12 protein-coding genes are annotated in these 17,863 nt (G+C 71.7%); 6 read left to right on the top strand and 6 right to left on the bottom strand.

Annotated elements, in window-relative coordinates; all coding sequences use genetic code 11:
* Window positions 1-73: 73 nt before the first annotated feature.
* The gene (gene uvrB / locus ACZ6MA_RS00710) at window positions 74-2,206 is read right to left on the bottom strand and encodes an excinuclease ABC subunit UvrB (RefSeq protein WP_469429935.1); all 2,133 of its coding nucleotides are present in this window, start codon (window positions 2,204-2,206) and stop codon (window positions 74-76) included.
* A gap of 215 nt (window positions 2,207-2,421) precedes the next feature.
* On the opposite strand from uvrB, the gene ACZ6MA_RS00715 reads away from it, so the two are divergent.
* The 4 genes from ACZ6MA_RS00715 to ACZ6MA_RS00730 all read left to right on the top strand — a co-directional run bounded on the left by ACZ6MA_RS00715 (window position 2,422) and on the right by ACZ6MA_RS00730 (window position 8,102).
* Entirely contained in the window at window positions 2,422-3,357 is a 936-nt protein-coding gene (locus ACZ6MA_RS00715; protein WP_469429936.1) for a glycerophosphodiester phosphodiesterase, read from the top strand.
* 363 nt (window positions 3,358-3,720) lie between these two features.
* On the top strand, window positions 3,721-4,335 hold the full coding sequence (locus ACZ6MA_RS00720; RefSeq protein WP_469429937.1) for a methylated-DNA--[protein]-cysteine S-methyltransferase: 615 nt from the start codon (window positions 3,721-3,723) through the stop codon (window positions 4,333-4,335).
* Between the two features lie 98 nt (window positions 4,336-4,433).
* Window positions 4,434-5,864 carry a WGR domain-containing protein gene (locus ACZ6MA_RS00725; RefSeq protein WP_469429939.1) on the top strand — a complete coding sequence of 477 codons (1,431 nt, stop codon included), beginning with the start codon at window positions 4,434-4,436 and terminating at the stop codon, window positions 5,862-5,864.
* A 168-nt stretch (window positions 5,865-6,032) separates the two neighbouring features.
* Window positions 6,033-8,102 (top strand): TerD family protein, encoded by a 2,070-nt coding sequence (locus ACZ6MA_RS00730; RefSeq protein WP_469431139.1) that lies wholly within the window; start codon window positions 6,033-6,035, stop codon window positions 8,100-8,102.
* 87 nt (window positions 8,103-8,189) lie between these two features.
* Here ACZ6MA_RS00730 and ACZ6MA_RS00735 read toward each other — a convergent pair whose 3' ends face one another.
* The gene (locus tag ACZ6MA_RS00735) at window positions 8,190-9,383 is read right to left on the bottom strand and encodes an SWIM zinc finger family protein (RefSeq protein ID WP_469429941.1); all 1,194 of its coding nucleotides are present in this window, start codon (window positions 9,381-9,383) and stop codon (window positions 8,190-8,192) included.
* A gap of 10 nt (window positions 9,384-9,393) precedes the next feature.
* On the bottom strand, window positions 9,394-12,270 hold the full coding sequence (locus ACZ6MA_RS00740) for an SNF2-related protein (protein WP_469429943.1): 2,877 nt from the start codon (window positions 12,268-12,270) through the stop codon (window positions 9,394-9,396).
* 276 nt (window positions 12,271-12,546) lie between these two features.
* On the opposite strand from ACZ6MA_RS00740, the gene ACZ6MA_RS00745 reads away from it, so the two are divergent.
* Complete coding sequence (locus tag ACZ6MA_RS00745) at window positions 12,547-12,864, top strand: DUF6343 family protein (protein WP_469429945.1); 318 nt, start codon at window positions 12,547-12,549, stop codon at window positions 12,862-12,864.
* Between the two features lie 303 nt (window positions 12,865-13,167).
* Here ACZ6MA_RS00745 and coaE read toward each other — a convergent pair whose 3' ends face one another.
* The 3 genes from coaE to rpsA form a co-directional block, all read right to left on the bottom strand.
* The gene (gene coaE, locus ACZ6MA_RS00750; RefSeq protein WP_469429946.1) at window positions 13,168-13,776 is read right to left on the bottom strand and encodes a dephospho-CoA kinase; all 609 of its coding nucleotides are present in this window, start codon (window positions 13,774-13,776) and stop codon (window positions 13,168-13,170) included.
* A 25-nt stretch (window positions 13,777-13,801) separates the two neighbouring features.
* Window positions 13,802-14,746, bottom strand: a complete 945-nt coding sequence (locus ACZ6MA_RS00755; RefSeq protein WP_469429947.1) for a PAC2 family protein — start codon at window positions 14,744-14,746, stop codon at window positions 13,802-13,804.
* 299 nt (window positions 14,747-15,045) lie between these two features.
* Entirely contained in the window at window positions 15,046-16,560 is a 1,515-nt protein-coding gene (gene rpsA / locus ACZ6MA_RS00760; RefSeq protein ID WP_130877236.1) for a 30S ribosomal protein S1, read from the bottom strand.
* A gap of 388 nt (window positions 16,561-16,948) precedes the next feature.
* Here rpsA and ACZ6MA_RS00765 point away from each other — a divergent pair, with 388 nt between their 5' ends.
* On the top strand, window positions 16,949-17,752 hold the full coding sequence (locus ACZ6MA_RS00765; RefSeq protein WP_469429948.1) for a class I SAM-dependent methyltransferase: 804 nt from the start codon (window positions 16,949-16,951) through the stop codon (window positions 17,750-17,752).
* Window positions 17,753-17,863 lie beyond the last annotated feature (111 nt).

Here is a 17,863-nt window from a genome sequence, read left to right on the forward strand (position 1 = left end):
AGCACACCCGAGGTGGGGTTTGTGGCGGTCTTGCAACATCTCCCGCCGGCCCGGCCGGCGGGAGCCCCTCCCGTCAGGCCAGACCGGCCTCGCGCATCTGCCGCAGCTCCTTCTTCAGCTCGCCCACCTCGTCGCGCAGTCGCGCGGCGACCTCGAACTGCAGCTCCGCCGCGGCCGCCCGCATGCGGTCCGTCATGTCCTCGATGAGCTGCGCCAGTTCCGCCGCGGGACGGTCCGTCGCGACGACCGGCTTGGCCTTGCCCCTGCCCTTGGCCGCCTTGGCGCCCGCCTTGCCGGAGGCGACCGTGGGGACGGGGGCCTTGCCCTGCTCGGCCTGGCGGTAGCCGGAGCCCAGCAGCTCCTGGGTGTCGATCTCCTCGCGGGCGATCGTGGCGACGATGTCACCGATCTTCTTGCGCAGCGGCTGCGGGTCGATGCCCCGCTCCTTGTTGTACGCGATCTGCTTCTCGCGGCGGCGGTTGGTCTCCTCGATGGCCTTCTCCATCGCCGGAGTGATCTTGTCGGCATACATATGGACCTGACCGGAGACGTTGCGCGCCGCGCGGCCGATGGTCTGGATCAGGGACGTGCCCGAGCGCAGGAAGCCCTCCTTGTCGGCGTCCAGGATGGCGACCAGGGACACCTCGGGCAGGTCGAGGCCTTCCCGCAGCAGGTTGATGCCGACCAGCACGTCGTACTCGCCGGCGCGCAGCTCGCGCAGCAGCTCGATACGGCGCAGCGTGTCGACGTCACTGTGCAGATAGCGCACGGCGATGCCCAGCTCGAGGAAGTAGTCCGTGAGGTCCTCGGCCATCTTCTTGGTCAGCGTGGTGACCAGGACCCGCTCGTCCTTCTCGGTACGGGTGCGGATCTCGTGCACCAGGTCGTCGATCTGCCCCTCGGTGGGCTTGACGACGACCTCGGGGTCGACGAGGCCGGTGGGCCGGATGATCTGCTCGACGAAGCCGTCGCCGCGGGACAGCTCGTACTTGCCCGGTGTCGCGGAGAGATAGACGGTCTGGCCGATCCGCTCGACGAACTCCTCCCACTTCAGCGGCCGGTTGTCCATGGCCGACGGCAGCCGGAAGCCGTGCTCGACGAGGGTGCGCTTACGGGACGCGTCCCCCTCGTACATCGCGCCGATCTGCGGGACGGTGACGTGCGACTCGTCGATGACCAGCAGGAAGTCTTCGGGGAAGTAGTCGATCAGGGTGTTCGGCGGGGAGCCGGGCTCGCGGTCGTCCATGTGCAGCGAGTAGTTCTCGATGCCGGAGCAGGAGCCGACCTGGCGCATCATCTCGATGTCGTACGTGGTGCGCATGCGCAGCCGCTGGGCCTCCAGGAGCTTGCCCTGCTTCTCCATCCGGGCGAGGGTCTCCGTCAGCTCCGCCTCGATCCCCGCGATGGCCTTCTCCATCCGCTCGGGGCCCGCGATGTAGTGGCTGGCGGGGAAGACGTACAGCTCCCGGTCGTCGGAGATGACCTCGCCGGTGAGCGGGTGGAGCGTGGAGAGGGCCTCGATCTCGTCGCCGAACATCTCGATCCGGACGGCCAGTTCCTCGTAGACCGGGAAGATCTCGATGGTGTCGCCGCGCACCCGGAACGTGCCGCGTGTGAAGGCCACGTCGTTGCGGGTGTACTGGATCTCCACGAAGCGGCGCAGCAGCTGGTCACGGTCGATCTCCTCGCCGACCTTGAGCGGCACCATGCGGTCGACGTACTCCTGGGGCGTACCGAGGCCGTAGATGCAGGAGACCGAGGCCACCACGACCACGTCACGCCGGGTGAGCAGAGAATTCGTCGCGGAGTGGCGCAGCCGCTCGACCTCCTCGTTGATCGAGGAGTCCTTCTCGATGTAGGTGTCCGACTGCGGGACGTACGCCTCGGGCTGGTAGTAGTCGTAGTACGAGACGAAGTACTCGACGGCGTTGTTGGGCAGGAGTTCGCGGAACTCGTTGGCGAGCTGGGCCGCGAGGGTCTTGTTCGGCGCCATGACGAGCGTCGGCCGCTGGAGCTTCTCGATCATCCACGCCGTGGTCGCCGACTTTCCGGTGCCGGTGGCACCGAGCAGGACGACGTCCTTCTCACCGGCGCGAATGCGCCGCTCCAGATCGGCGATGGCCGTGGGCTGGTCACCGCTGGGCTGGAAGGGGCTGACGACCTCGAAGGGCGCCACCGTGCGTTCGATCTTTGATACGGGCCGCATGAGACCACCGTACGGCCCACCACTGACAATGGCCGGGCTCCTCGCGTTCGGCCCCTGTTTTCCGGGCGAACGGGCGGCGAAGAGTCGGCAAAGGTCCGCGGCTCGGGGTGTCCGCGGCGTCGCGATCGCGTACTTGTCTTCTGTACATCTTTTCCGTAGACACAGGGCCTGGACGCCACCGCGTCCGCGATCCCAGACGCCGCGAGGAGCCCCCTATGCGCATCCGCCCCGTCTCCACCGTGAGCAGCGCGATCCTCGGATTGTCCCTGCCCGCTCTGCTCCTCGCGGGCCCCGCCGAGGCGCGGCCCGCCGCCTCCGCTGCCGCCGCGCGGCCGAACACCATCGCGATCGGCCACCGGGGCGTACCGGTCGAGGCACCGGAGAACACCCTCGCGTCGATCGACAGAGCCGCCGGGCTGGGTATCGAATGGGTGGAGAACGACGTCCAGCGCACCAAGGACGGCGCCCTGATCGTCATGCACGACACCACCCTGGCCCGGACGACCGACGTCGAGCAGCGCTATCCGCGCCGCGCGCCCTGGAAGGTCGCGGACTTCACGCTCGCCGAGATCCGGAAGCTGGACGCGGGCAGCTGGTTCGACCGGCGGTTCAAGGGCGAGCGGGTGCCCACGCTGCGGGACTACCTCCGGCGGGTGGACCACAACCAGCAGAAGCTGCTGCTGGAGGTCAAGGAGCCCGCCCTGTACCCGGGCATCGAGACGCAGCTGGTCACGGAGCTGCGCCGGGCGGGGTGGCTCGACCGGTGGCACGTGGCGCGAGGGCTGGTCGTGCAGAGCTTCGACGCGAACTCCCTGAAGACCTTCCACCGGCTCCGCCCGGACGTGCGGACGGGCTTCCTGGGTGCCCCCAAGGTCGCGCAGCTGCGCGCGTACGCGTCGTTCGTCGACCAGATCAACCCCAATCACAAGAGCGTCACCGCCGACTGGGTGAAGGCGGTGCACGCGCTGAAGGGCCCGCAGGGCAAGCGGATGACGGTCTCGGCGTGGACGGTCGACGACGGACGGCGTGCGGTGGCCCTCGCGCGCCTGGGCGTGGACGGCATCATCAGCAACGCGCCGCACGTGGTGGAGGAGGCGCTCGACGAGGAATCCGGCATCATCTCGGCCATGGGCTCCGGGGGTGCGTTCTAGGCCGTGTCCGACGGATCCTCGGCTACCGGCCGTCTTTGCCGCCGGCGGCGGCTGGGCGCCCTGCGGGCGCGTCCTCAAGCTCCCCCAGCTACCGCTGGGGCCCCCAGCGGGCTGAAATCAGCCCGTCCGGCGATTGAGGACACAGCACAGCAGCCCGTCCGGCGATTGAGGACACCGCCGCGCAGCGGTGATGCGCACGCCACGGGCCGCAGCGCCCGCCCACATGATCCGCCGGACACGGCCCAGGGCGCGCCGGAGGCCGCCGCGAACCGTCCGGTGGGCCGCTGGGGCCGGGACGGGCCGAGCCCGGGTTCGGGCGGCTGGGGAGCGGACAGGTCCGGGTGCCCGTTCTAGGCTGATGGTGTGACGGACACCGAAGTGACGGACGTGACCGATGTGACGGGCGCCGGGCAGGCGGCGGCGGCCGGGCCGCAGGAATGGGCCTGGGCCACGGTCGGCACCCGCGTCGGCACCCTGGGGATCGCGGCGACGCCGAAGGGCCTGCTGTGCGTCGCCTTCCACGCCGACGGGGCGACGGCGGACGAGACGGTCGACCGGCTGACCCGCCGCCTGGGCTCCGGGCCCGTACCGCCGCCGTCGCCGCACTGCGCGGCGCACGAGGTCCTCGCCACGGCGTCGGCCGAGCTGACGGCCTACTTCGACGGCAGACTGCGCGCCTTCTCCGTCCCGCTGGACTGGTCGCTGGCCTCGGGGTTCAACCGCCTGGTGCTGCGCGAGCTGGCCGCCCACGTGCCCTACGGCACGCTGGCCAGCTACCAGGACCTCGCCGACCGGGTGGGCGAGCGGGGCGCGGCGCGCGCGGTGGGGGTGGCCATGGGCAGCAACCCGCTGCCCATCGTGGTGCCCTGTCACCGCGTCATCGAGAGCAACGGCGGCCTGGGCGGCTTCGGCCCGGGCCTGGCCGCCAAACGGGACCTGCTGGCCCTCGAAGGGATCCTGCCCGAGCCGCTCTTCTGACGGCTCTCCCCCAGGTCAGGGCCGATTGTCAGTGGTGGGCCCTAGCGTTCTCGGCATGTGGAGACCGGCCGTGGCGGCCGGTGGGAGAGGGGCATGTCGTGACGGGGACCAAGACGTATCTGGAGCTGTCCCAGGACGGCGGCGGGGCACACAAGTTCTACGAGGTGACGGTCTCCGGTACGACCGTCGCGGTGCGCTACGGCCGGATCGGCGCGGCGGGGCAGACCCAGACCGCCACGTTCCCCACGGCGGAGAAGGCGAAGGCCGCGGCGGCCCGGAAGATCGGCGAGAAGGTCCGCAAGGGGTACGCCCCCGCCGTGGCCGGCGGCCGCGCGGCCCGCCCGGTGACCCGCCGTGAGGTCACCTCCGCCCCGTCGACCGCCCGCGCCGTCGCCCCGGTGCTGTGGCGGTTCAACACCGGTGCCGCCGCGTTCGGCATCCACATCGGCGAGGACCGTTGCTGGGTCGGCAACCAGTCGGGTGACGTCTACACCCTCGGCCACGACGGGGAGGTGCTGGCGCGCTACCGGCTGCCGGACGGCGTCAAGTGCCTGGTGGCGGACGACTTCTGGATCTACGCGGGCTGCGACGACGGCACCGTGTACGACCTTTCGGCCAAACTTCCCTTCGCCGCCTACGAGATCGCCTCCGACGTCGACATCTTCTGGCTCGACATCCGCGAAGGCGTCCTCGACGTCGCCGACCGCGCCGGCGGGCTGACCGTCATCGACCACGAGGACGAGTACCAGTGGTCCCGCAAGAGCGCCGGGGCGCACGCGTGGATGGTCCGCCGGGACGAGGACGCCGTCTACCACGGCCACACCGAGGGAGTGACCGCCTACGCCCCGGACGGCGGCGGCGAACTCTGGCACACCCGGACGAAGGGCGCGGTGCTCTTCGGCTGGCAGGAGGACACGTCCGTCTACGCGGGCACCAACCACCGCGTCGTCCAGCGCCTGTCGAAGACCGACGGCACCGTCGAGGCCACCTACCTGTGCGACACCGCGGTCTACTCCTGCGCCACGGCTCCCGGCGGCCGCTACGTCTTCGCCGGTGACTCCGCCTCGTCCGTCTACTGCTTCGCCGCGGACGGCACCCGGCTGTGGAAGCTCGGCACGGGCGGCGGCTCGGCGCTGTCGATGCAGTACCTCGACGAGAAGCTCTACATGGTGACCACGGACGGCTCGCTGGTCTGCGTCGACGCCACCGAAGCGGCCGTCACCGCCGCCCGCACCGGCCGTGTCCCGGTCCCCCTGGACGTCAAGTCGGCCGCGGCCGTCCCCACCTACGCCCCGGCCACCGCCGTCCAGACGGTCACCACCGCGACCGCCACGGGCATCGTGGTCGAGTGCGCCCAGCAAGGCGGCCGCCTCCGCGTGCACGTCGTCTCCGACGGCTACGACCCCACGTGGAACGTCCAGTTCCCCCGCCACATACGCCAGCCGGGCGCCCGCTACGTCGTCGACGCCCTCTCGCCCTCCGCGAGTGGCTTCTACCGGGTGCGCGGGGAGATCAAGCGACTGGTCTGAACGCTCCGCGCACGTCCCCCGGCTTCTGGCATATGCCCTTGATTTGACGATCAGCTCGCTAGGATCGCCACCATGCGCGCGGGCTTCGCCCCGCCTCGTCAAAGGGGGGTTCCCGGCCGCGGTGCCGGGCAGCCAACGCTTCACGCCCAGGGGGGCTTCGTGCACGAGATGATCAAGGGCGCCAACGTCGGTCTGGCGGCGCTCAGCGACAACGCGGAAACCATCGTCGTCAGCCTGGGCTGGAGCAGCCCCGACGGTGACGGGGACGCCGATGTGTCGGTGCTGCTGCTCGGCGAGAACGGCAAGGTGCGCGGCAACGCGGACTTCTTCTTCTACAACAACCCGGCCGCCGCGGACGGCAGCGTGCAGTTCCTGGGCCAGACACCGTCGGAGAACGTCAACGAGGACCGGATACAGCTCGACCTGAGCGCCATGCCCACCGATGTCGTCCGCATCGTCGTCTCGGCCAGCCGTCACCAGCGGGCCGCATTCGGCGAGTTGGAAAACCTGCGGCTGACGCTGAGCGACGCCGACGGGGAGGGGATACTCGGCTTCTCCATCACCGACGCGAAGTCCGAGAGCGCCTTCGTGTTCGGGGAGATCTACCGGCGCGGGGACGCATGGAAGTTCCGGGCCGTCGGCCAGGGCTACGACACGGGCCTCGCGGGCCTGGCCACCGATTTCGGCATCGAGATCGACGAGGACGACGACCAGGAAGCGGAGGCTTCACAGGCCCCGGCGGACCTGCTCGCGGAGCCCTCCGTCACCCCCGCCGATACGGCGAGCCCCCGGGCGCCGGGCACGGCGGAAACCGTGAAGGCAGCCCCGGGGCCCACGGTGGAGAAGGCGTCCGCTCCCGCGGCCCCCGCCGGGCCCATACCGCCGGCCGCCCCGGCCCGTCGGCTCCGCACCGCCAAGAAGAAGGTGACGCTGCCGAAGGAGCCCAAGCAGTCACTGGCCGAGAACGACGCCTGGCGCGCCGCCCGGCTCTTCCCGGCGTCCTCCCTCAAGAGCGACCGGGAGCGGGAAGCGCGAGCGACGTCCGTCCTGCTGTCCGTGATGGCCCAGGTGCCTGAATTCGGCCGGCGGCTCACCGCGGGGTTCGGGGCGCCTTCCGGCCGCATGGAGACCTTCACAGAGGTCACCCTTCCGCACGGGGAAAGCCCCAAGCGACCGGACGGCGTCATCCGGGTGGAGCGCGCGGGCAAACTGTGGACCGCCCTGGTCGAGACCAAGACCAACGGCAACGCCCTGAAGGACGAGCAGATCCAGGACTACATGGACATCGCGGCCCGGCGGGGCTACGAGGCCGTGATCACGCTGTCCAACGACGTCGCCCTGGAGGGCAGCCCGCTCGTCCACGTCAAGATCGACGGCCGGCGCAAGCACAAGGTCGCCCTGCGCCACCTTTCCTGGGCCGAAGTCGTCCATCAGGCCCAGATACTGATCCGCCACGAGGGTGTCCGCCAGGAGCCCCACGCGTGGCTGCTGCAGGAACTCCTCCACTACCTCCAGCACGAGAACTCCGGCTGCCACGGCTTCCAGAACATGGGCCCCGCCTGGGTGCCCGTCCGCAACGGCATCGACCAGGAGACCCTCTGCCAGGGCGACGAGCGCGCCGTCCAGGTCGTCGAGAGCTGGGAGCGGCTCATCCGCCAGGTTTGTCTGCGCCTCGGCGGCGAGCTGGGCGAGAAGGTCATCCCCGTCCAGCGCGCCAAACGCGGCACAGACCCGCAGTCCCGCCGCGCGGAACTCGCCGACCATCTCTGCGAGGACGGCCGGCTGGACGCGGAGATCCGCATCGACGGCACGCCCGGCGCCCTGGCCATCGTCGCCGATCTGCGCACCGGACGGCTACGGACCTCCATCGAGATCCCCGCGCCCGAGCAGGGCTACCCGCTCGCCTGGGCCAAACGGCTGGTGAAGCAACTCGCCGAGGCGCCTGCCGATCTGCACGTCCAGACCTTGCTCGACGGCCCCGTCGCGGGACCGCGCGGCACCCTCGAAAAGCTCCGGCCCGAGCCCGGCGACCTCCTTCCGAAGGACAGCGCGCGGATCACGGGCTTCCGGCTCTCGCTGTCCAAGAGCATGGGCAGCGCCCGGGGGAACGCCGAGTCCGGTTTCATCCGGAGCGTCGACGCGGCGGTGGACCGCTTCTACTCCGGCGTGGTCGTCCACCTCGTGAAGTCCGGCCCGAGCAGGCCGAGGACCACATCGGCGGGTCCCACACCCCGCTGACCTGGGAGCCGGGTCGTTCGTCCGGCGCTGAACAAGTCGCCGCAGGCGGCGGGAGGGGCTCGCCGCCGAAGATACGCCGGACGCGGTCTAATCCGACGCTTCGAGCAACTCCACCAGCGCGCCCACCGGGTCCTCGGTGGCCACCCCCGTCGGCCACCAGACGGGGGTGGGGGCCGGGTCGGCCTCGTAGGGGTACCAGCGGGCGTCGTGGCCGTAGCGGAGCTGGATGCCGCGGGATTCGTCCGTCAGGTGGTTGTGCCGGGGGCGGAGTGGGGGGAGGCCGGCCGCGGTGAGGGCGGAGCGGGCGCGGTCGAAGGGGCCGGCCGGGGGGTCCCAGGGGGTTTCCAGGACGGACAGGCCCTCCGGGCCGCCCTGGCGCCAGGCCGCCACCGAGCGGGCCACGTCGGTGGGCGTGCGTCCGGTGCCCGCCGCGAGGGCGCGGTAGAGGGCGCGGGTGGAGGAGGTCAGCCCGGAGGTGGGGTGCGCGGCGGCGAGTCGTACCGCGTCCTGCCAGGGGGTGAGGTCCGGGAAGGGCGAGGCGCCGGTGGTGAGGAAGGCGTGCGCCCGGGTCACCGCGTCCGAGGCGACGAGTTCGAGGGCGTCCGGGTCCAGCGGCAGGTCCCGCGCGGCGGGGAGGGCCGGCGGCGGTCCGGGGTGGGCGGGCACCGGCAGCGGCGGCGGAAGCGGCGGGCGGCCGGCGGTCATCAGGGCCGCGCGGGCGCTGACGCCGGCGGGCGGGGCGGAGGCTTCCCGGGCCGCGTGGGCGGCGTTGCGGCGGGCGAGGTCGTCGAGGAGTTCCCGTTCGTCGCGGCCGCGCATCAGCAGCAGGAGGAAGGAGTCGCCGTCCAGCAGCCGGGCCGTCTCGTAGCAGAGGGCCGCCGCGTGCTTGCAGGGGTGACCGCGGTCGGGGCAGGTGCAGTGCGGGGACAGGTCGCCGGGGCCGGGCAGGAGGCGGACGCCCGCGGTGGCGGCCGCGTCGGCCAGCGCCTGGGGCATGTCCTTGTCGAGGAGTGCCGCGAGCTGGTCGGGGTGGACGGCGACAGCGGCCAGGAAGCGGTCCCAGTCGTCGTCGGAGAGCGTCCGCAGCCCGATGCCCGTGCGGTACGGGCGCGAGCGGCTGCCCTCGACCCGCGCCGTGACCCGGCCCGCGGCGACCGTGATGTCGCGGACATGGCCTCCACGGGCGTAGGAACGGCCCCGGGAGAGCCGGCCCTCGTCGAGGGACATGGTCTCCAGGGCCTCGATCCACGCACGGCCCCACCAGGACGTGGCACCGGTCATCGTGGTCTCCTCATGCCGGCCTCCGCAGGGCGACGAGATCGGCGAGCTGGGCGTCGCTCAGTTCGGTGAGCGCGGTTTCGCCGCCGCTCAGTACTGCGTCGGCCAACGCGCGTTTGCTCTCCAGCATGTCGGCGATCCGGTCCTCGACCGTGCCCTCGGTGACGAGGCGGTGCACCTGGACCGGCTGGGTCTGCCCGATGCGGTAGGCGCGGTCGGTGGCCTGCTCCTCGACCGCCGGGTTCCACCAGCGGTCGTAGTGCACGACATGCCCCGCCCGGGTGAGGTTCAGGCCCGTACCGGCCGCCTTCAGCGAGAGCAGGAACACCGGCACGCCACCGGACTGGAACTCGTCCACCAGCTCCTGGCGCCGTGCGACCGGCGTCCCGCCGTGGAGCAGCCGGGACGGCACGCCGCGCGCCGTGAGGTGCGCGGACAGCAGCCGGGCCATCGAGACGTACTGGGTGAAGACCAGGACGGAGCCGCCCTCGGAGAGGATCGTGTCCAGCAGCTCGTCGAGGAGTTCCAGCTTGCCCGAACGCCCCGCCAGCCGGGTGGCGTCCTCCTTGAGGTACTGGGCCGGGTGGTTGCAGATCTGCTTGAGGTCCGTCAGCAGCTTCATCACCAGGCCGCGGCGCGCCATCCCCGCGGACTCCTCGATGTGCGCGAGGGTCTCCCGCACGACCGCCTCGTAGAGCGCGGCCTGTTCGCGCGACAAGGGGACCGGGTGGTCGGTCTGCGTCTTCGGCGGCAGCTCCGGGGCGATGCCGGGATCGGACTTCCTGCGGCGCAGCAGGAAGGGCCCGACGAGCCGGCCGAGGCGCTCCACCGCCTCCTCCCGCTCGCCCTGGTCCTCGCTCTCGATGGCCCGGGCGTAGCGGGCGCGGAAGTTCTTCAGGGATCCCAGCAGGCCGGGGGTGGTCCAGTCCAGGAGGGCCCACAGCTCGGAGAGGTTGTTCTCCACCGGGGTGCCGGTGAGGGCGACCCGGGCGGGGGCGGGGATGGTCCGCAGGGCGACGGCGGCCCGGGAGTACGGGTTCTTGACGTGCTGTGCCTCGTCCGCCACGACCAGGCCCCACGTGTGCGCGGCGAGCGGGCCGGCGCCGGCGCGCATCGTGCCGTAGGTGGTGAGGACGAAGCCGTCCGTCATCGCCTCCAGGGACCGGCCGGTGCCGTGGAACCGGTGGACGGGGGTGCCGGGCGCGAAGTGTTCGATCTCGCGCTGCCAGTTGCCGAGGAGGGAGGCGGGGCAGATCACCAGGGTCGGGGGCATCGGGCCCGCCATCCGGGACGCGCGGTGCAGGTGCAGGGCGATGAGGGTGACGGTCTTGCCGAGACCCATGTCGTCGGCGAGGCAGCCGCCCAGGCCGAGTGAGGTCATCAGGTCCAGCCAGGCCAGCCCGCGCAGTTGGTAGTCGCGCAGCGTCGCGTGCAGCCCGGGCGGCGCGACCACCGGGTGCGCCCGGCCGGTGATCCGGTCGCGGAGGGCGGCGAGCGCGCCCGTCGGTACGACCTCGGTGCGCTCGCCGTCGATGTCGGCGCTGCCGGTGAGGGCCACGGACAGGGCCTCGGCGGCGTCGAGCCGGCCGAGGCGGCGTGCGCGCGCCTTGCGGACGAGCGCGGGGTCCACCAGCACCCATTGATCGCGCAGGCGCACCACGGGCCGGTGCGCTTCGGCGAGGGCGTCCATCTCCCGCTCGGTGAGCGCTTCCCCGCCCAGGGCGAGCTGCCAGCCGAACTCCAGGGTCCGCGTGGCGTCGAAGAAGGCGGGCTCGTCGGACGCGGTGCCCGGCGCCATCCGGACGACGGCCGTGGCGGTCAGCCCGCGGGCGAGCTCCCGGGGCCAGTGCACGGCGATCCCCGCGCCGGACAAGCGCTGGGCGACGGGCCCCAGCAGCTCGTACAGCTCGTCCTCGGCGAGGGCCAGGACATCGGGCACGGGCCGGTCCAGGAGCCGGGTGAGCGGTGGCCAGAGCCGGGCCGCGCGGCGCAGGGCGAGGACCGTGTCGATGCGGCTGCGCGCGCCGAAGCGCTCTCCCGCCCGCCCCGCCCACAGCTCGGCCGCGTCGGTCAGCAGGGTGGGGTCGGCGAGGCTGTGGACCTGCACCACGACCGCCGCGGGGCAGCCCTCCTCGTCGTAGAGATCATGCGCTCCGAGGTCCAGGCGCAAGGAGATGCGCACCCCGGAGTCCACACCGGCGGCCGCTTCGGCGCACCAGGAGTCGAGGGCCGGCGAGTGGGGCGTGCGGGTCGGGTGGCCCGGGGCCGCGTAGAGGTCCCCGGCCGCGTGGACGGCGGCGGGTGTGCGCGGCAGGCAGTCGGCGACCGCGTCGAGCAGCTCCCGCACGAGCCCCTCTGGGGCGGGCAGCCGCAGGGGGCCGGCGCCCGGCACGGGCACCGCGTGGGCCTCGGGCGGCATCGCGGCGGCGATCGCCCGGACGTGGGTGACGTCCTCGGCGTCCAGCGGACCGGCCCGCCACGCGTCGTACCCGCCCGGGGTGAGCCCCGGCAGGAGGCGTCCCCGCGCGACGAGGCGCGTCGCGTGCAGCACGGCCGCTCCCCAGCAGGCGGCCGCCGGGTGGGCGCGCGGGTCGTGCCGGGCCCCGGCGAGGACCGGCACGGCCTGGGCCAAAGGGAGCACGATCGCGGGCACGGCACGGCGCCGGATACCGCTGCCGTGGGGGCGTACCACCGTCAGTTCCGTGGCCGTGCCCGTGGCCCCCGGTGCGGGCAGGGGGCCGCCGTCGGGCCGCCAGAAGGCGACCGTGGTGGCGCGCGGCGGGTCGGCGGGCAGCAGGATCGCGGCGCAGCGCGCCAGCGGCTCGGCCGGCCCGTCGGCCTCGGCCGGACGCTCGGCCCCGGCCCGCCTCTCGGGCCCGACCGGTCTCACGGGCCCGACCGGTCTGCCGGGCTGGAGGGGGCGGTGGTCCGCCCATGCCCGTGGGGGCAGCCCCTGTGCCACTCGCCCACCGCCTCGCCCGTTCCGTCCGACCCACCGCTGCCCCGATCGCGTGATCGCCGGACTTCCGTGGCCCTGATGGCCACAGGCTTCGAGTCTACGGAGAGGCTCTGACATCACCGGCGGTCGCCCGCCCCGGCCCGGTCGCGAACCCGGTTCCGTCTTCGCCGGGCCGGGTGGATCCTGGAGGGTGGGAGAGGTGCCGTGATGCGTACGGGCAACGAACCGATGACAGCTCGCAGCCCCCTGCGGCTCAGATGTGTCCTGGCGGCGTGGGGCCTGGTCTGCGCGGCGGCCGGTACCGCCGCGTTCACCGCCGCCGGCCGGGTGGGGTGGGCGGTCGCCTGCGGCGTCCTGATGGTGGTGACGGCTGTGGACCTGGCCCTGGTCGTCCGGCACCTCCGGCAGGGACCGCACTACCAGCCGGGCCGTGACGTGCCCCCGTACGAGCCGGTCGAGGAACTCCGGGACACGCGGAGGGACGTGCCGTCACCTCGTCCGTACAGGAACCGACCGAAGCGGTAGCCGTACCCGGCGGGTCGACGGGTACGCACCGCCGCCGCGCGGCGGTTGTCCTCAAGCGCCGGACGGGCTGGATTTGGCTGAGCCTGTCCCCCATGAGCCCGCCCGGGCTGGATTTGGCTGAGCCCAGCCCAATCGAGCACGTCCGGCGCTTGAGGACGCGCCCGCAGGGCGCCTCGCCGCCGCAGGCGGCACCACCGGCCGTCAGCCGAAAACCGCCGGAGGCCTGCGGCACCACCGCTGCGCGGCGGTCGTCCTCAAACGCCGGACGGGCTGAATTTGGCCGAGCCCGGCCGAATCGAACCCCTAAGCCGCGCTGTCCCCCGTCCGCGCGAGCAGTTCCGTCCAGACCTCTTCGACCCGTGGTGCCAGCGCTTCGAGCGGGCCGTCGTTGTCGATGACGAGGTCGGCGACCGCCAGCCGCTCCTCGCGGGTGGCCTGGGCGGCCATCCGGGCCCGCGCCTCGTCGGGGGTCATACCGCGCAGCCGGACGAGCCGGTCGAGGCGGGTGTCCTCGGCGGCGTCGATGACGACGACCAGGTCGTAGAGGGGGGCGAGGCCGTTCTCGGCGAGGAGGGGGACGTCGTGGACGACGACGGCGTCCGGGGCCGCCGCCGCCTCGATCTCGGCGGAACGGGCACGCACGAGGGGGTGCACGATGGCGTTGAGGGCGGCGAGGCGGCCGGTGTCGGCGAAGACGATCGAGCCGAGCTTGGGCCGGTCGAGGGTGCCGTCGGCCGTGACGACGCCAGGGCCGAACTCGGCGACGACGGCGGCCAGTCCGGGCGTGCCCGGCTCGACCACCTCCCGCGCGATGCGGTCGGAGTCGACGATCACCGCCCCGTACGCGGCGAGGAGCCGCGAAACCTCGCTCTTGCCCGATCCGATACCGCCCGTGAGGCCCACCTTCAGCATGGGCCCCACGCTATCGGCCCGGCCGTCAACGGCCGCCCTCGCCCTCCCTGTCGGCGAGGAAACGCTCGAATTCCGCGCCCAGTTCATCGGCCGAGGGCAGTTGCACCGGCTCGGCGACGAGGTTGCCGCGGGACTCGGAGCCGGCCATCGCGTCGTACTGGTGCTCAAGGCCACGGACGAGCGTGACCAGTTCCTCGTCCCCCTCATCGATCTGCCGCTCGATCTCCTCCTGGGTGCGCAGCGCCTCTGTGCGCAGAGCGTGCGCGGCGTTCGGCAGGACCAGGCCCGTGGCGGCGGTGACCGCCTCCAGGACGGTGAGCGCGGCGTCCGGGTAGGGCGAGCGGGCGACGTAGTGCGGGACGTGGGCGGCGACACCGAGGACGTCATGGCCGGCCTCCGCCAGCCGGTATTCGACGAACGACTCGGCGCTGCCGGGCACCTGGGCCTCGTCGAAGTAATTACGGTGACCGGGCATCAGGTCGGTGCGGTTGCCGTGCGGGGTGATGCCGACGGGCCGGGTGTGCGGGACGCCCATGGGGATGCCGTGGAAGTTGACCGAAAGCCGCACGCCGAGGCGCTCCACCAGCTGCCGCACGGCCGCCGCGAACCGCTCCCACTCGACGTCCGGCTCGGGGCCGGTCAGCAGCAGGAAGGGCGCGCCCGTGGCGTCCTGCACCAGGTGCAGTTCGATCTTCGGTGTCTCGTAGGCACTCCAGTGGTCCCGCTCGAAGGTGAGCAGGGGGCGGCGCGCCCGGTAGTCGATGAGCCTGTCGTGGTCGAAGCGGGCGACGACCTGGTGCGGCAGGCCGTCCAGCAGCCGCTCCACGATCTGTTCGCCGGTATCACCCGCGTCGATGTAGCCGTCGAAGTGATAGAGCATGACCAGACCGGCCGAGTCCTGGGCCAGGGCCAGGTCGGCCACGGCGAGCCCCTTGGGCTCCCATTCGTACAAACCCTGCGGATCCAACACAGTGACCGTTCCTCCTCATGTTCCGTATCAGGGAACGCCCGTGGAGGCCCGGCTCATTCCCGTCCGCCCTTGCGTCCCGCAGAAGGAGACGGAGCGTCATGAGGCTGGAATCGCCTCATGAGGTTGACGAGGCATCAGGAGCATTCAAGGGGCGGAAGCGATCAGGGGCGAGCATCGTGGGGCAGCGGCCCGACGCTCCCCTGCCCCACGATGCTCGCCCCTGGACATGCGGTAAGGCCCGCTCCCCAAGGGGAACGGGCCTTACCTCAGTCAGCTGTCAGCTGCTGCCGGTCAGAGCCTCAGCTCTGGCCGCCGGCGAGCTTCTCGCGGAGCGCGGCGAGCGCCTCGTCCGACGCCAGGGCGCCGGAGTTGTCGGCCGACTCCGAGGAGTACGAACCGCCGGAGACGTTGCCGCCGCCGGTCGAGGAGGAGGCACCGGCCGGAGCGGCAGCGCCCTCGGCCGCGGCCTGCTCGTCGGCCTCGCGGGACTTGATGACCTGCGCCTGGTGCTGCTCGAAGCGCTGCTGCGCCTCGGCGTACTGGCGCTCCCACTCCTCGCGCTGCTTCTCGTAGCCCTCGAGCCAGTCGTTGGCCTCGGGGTCGAAGCCCTCGGGGTAGATGTAGTTGCCCTGGTCGTCGTAGGACGCGGCCATGCCGTACAGGGTCGGGTCGAACTCGACCACGGACGGGTCGGCACCGAAGGACTCGTTGGCCTGCTTCAGCGAGAGGCTGATGCGACGACGCTCGAGGTCGATGTCGATGACCTTGACGAAGATCTCGTCGTTGACCTGGACGACCTGCTCCGGGATCTCCACGTGGCGCTCGGCCAGCTCGGAGATGTGGACCAGGCCCTCGATGCCCTCGTCGACGCGCACGAACGCACCGAAGGGAACGAGCTTGGTGACCTTACCCGGGACGACCTGACCGATCTGGTGGGTCCGGGCGAACTGCTGCCACGGGTCTTCCTGCGTCGCCTTGAGCGACAGGGAGACACGCTCGCGGTCCATGTCGACGTCGAGGACCTCGACGGTGACTTCCTGGCCGACCTCGACAACCTCGGACGGGTGGTCGATGTGCTTCCAGGACAGCTCGGAGACGTGGACGAGACCGTCGACGCCGCCGAGGTCCACGAACGCACCGAAGTTGACGATCGAGGAAACGACGCCGGAGCGGACCTGGCCCTTCTGCAGGGTCGTGAGGAAGGTCTGACGGACCTCGCTCTGGGTCTGCTCCAGCCAGGCACGGCGGGACAGGACCACGTTGTTGCGGTTCTTGTCCAGCTCGATGATCTTGGCCTCGAGCTCCTTGCCCACGTAGGGCTGGAGGTCGCGGACGCGGCGCATCTCGACCAGGGAGGCCGGGAGGAAGCCACGGAGGCCGATGTCGAGGATGAGACCACCCTTGACGACCTCGATGACGGTACCGGTGACGATCCCGTCCTCTTCCTTGATCTTCTCGATCGTGCCCCAGGCACGCTCGTACTGAGCGCGCTTCTTGGACAGGATGAGACGACCTTCCTTGTCCTCCTTCTGGAGAACCAGGGCCTCGATCTCGTCGCCGACCTTGACGACCTCGTTCGGGTCGACGTCGTGCTTGATCGAAAGCTCGCGGGAAGGGATGACGCCTTCGGTCTTGTAACCGATGTCGAGCAGGACCTCGTCCCGGTCGACCTTCACGATGACGCCGTCGACGATGTCGCCGTCGTTGAAGTACTTGATCGTCTCGTCGATCGCGGCGAGGAAGGCTTCCTCGTTACCGATGTCGTTGACCGCAACCTGCGGAGTGGTGGCGGTGGTCTCGGTGCTGCTCGTCATGTGGGAAAGGGCTCCGGTACGGACAGTGAGTCGTAGGTACTGCTACGCCGAGAGCCCGTATCGCACTGCCGAAGCCGGACAGCCTTGGAGGCGCCCGTTCCGAAGGCTTCGGACGAATCCGAAGACACCGGGAGCACCTCGACAACCGAGGGGACATACAACAAGTGCGAGCGCGGCCTGCTCTGTCTGAGGCGCGCAGGCCCGCAGCGCAACTTGTAGCATACGGGGGCAGCCGGACAGGGTCAATGCGCGAAGGCGCACACCCGGGACGAAACACCCCATAACCGGCACAACTCATGTGTCGCGTGGCCACGAAGGCCCCGCCGCAGCCCGAAGCTCCCGCTCGGGTGAAGACGAAGAGACTACTGCCAAGGGCGCCACGGTCGAAATGATTGACGAGTACGAGCCGGAAGCGACACGGCGGGACAGCGACGAGACGGAGAGCAGCCGGGCCAGCCGGGGCTGGTGGGACCGCCACGCGGACGAGTACCAGAGCGAGCATGGCGGCTTCCTCGGGGACGACCGCTTCGTCTGGGGCCCGGAGGGCCTCGACGAGGCCGAGGCGGCCCTGCTGGGCCCGGCGGCCGGCCTCAAGGGCCTCGACGTCCTGGAGATCGGCGCGGGCGCGGCACAGTGCTCGCGCTGGCTGGCCGCCCAGGGCGCGCGCCCCGTGGCCCTCGACCTCTCCCACCGCCAGCTCCAGCACGCCCTGCGCATCGGCGGGGACGTCCCCCTGGTGGAGGCGGACGCGGGCGCCCTGCCCTTCGCCGACGGCTCCTTCGACCTCGCGTGCTCGGCCTACGGCGCGGTGCCCTTCGTCGCCGATCCGGTGCGGGTGATGCGGGAGGTACACAGGGTGCTGCGCCCGGGCGGCCGCTGGGTCTTCTCCGTCACGCACCCGATCCGCTGGGCGTTCCCCGACGAGCCGGGCCCCGAGGGCCTCTCGGTCGCGGCCTCCTACTTCGACCGCACCCCTTATGTGGAGCAGGACGAGCATGGCCGGGCCGTCTATGTGGAGCACCACCGCACCCTCGGTGACCGGGTCCGCGACGTGGTCGCCGGCGGCTTCCGACTGATCGACCTGGTCGAACCGGAATGGCCCGCCTGGAACCGTCAGGAGTGGGGCGGCTGGTCCCCGCTGCGGGGGAATCTGATCCCGGGCACGGCGATTTTCGTCTGCGAACGGGACTAGGACCTGTCCGGCCCTTCTTCCAGGTGTGCGCTTGGCCCTGCGGACCGTGGCCTGCGCACCTCCGCTGCGCGGCGGTGTCCTCAAGCGCCGGACGGGCTGATTTCGGCCCCG

Source organism: Streptomyces sp. NPDC042259, assembly GCF_055582085.1.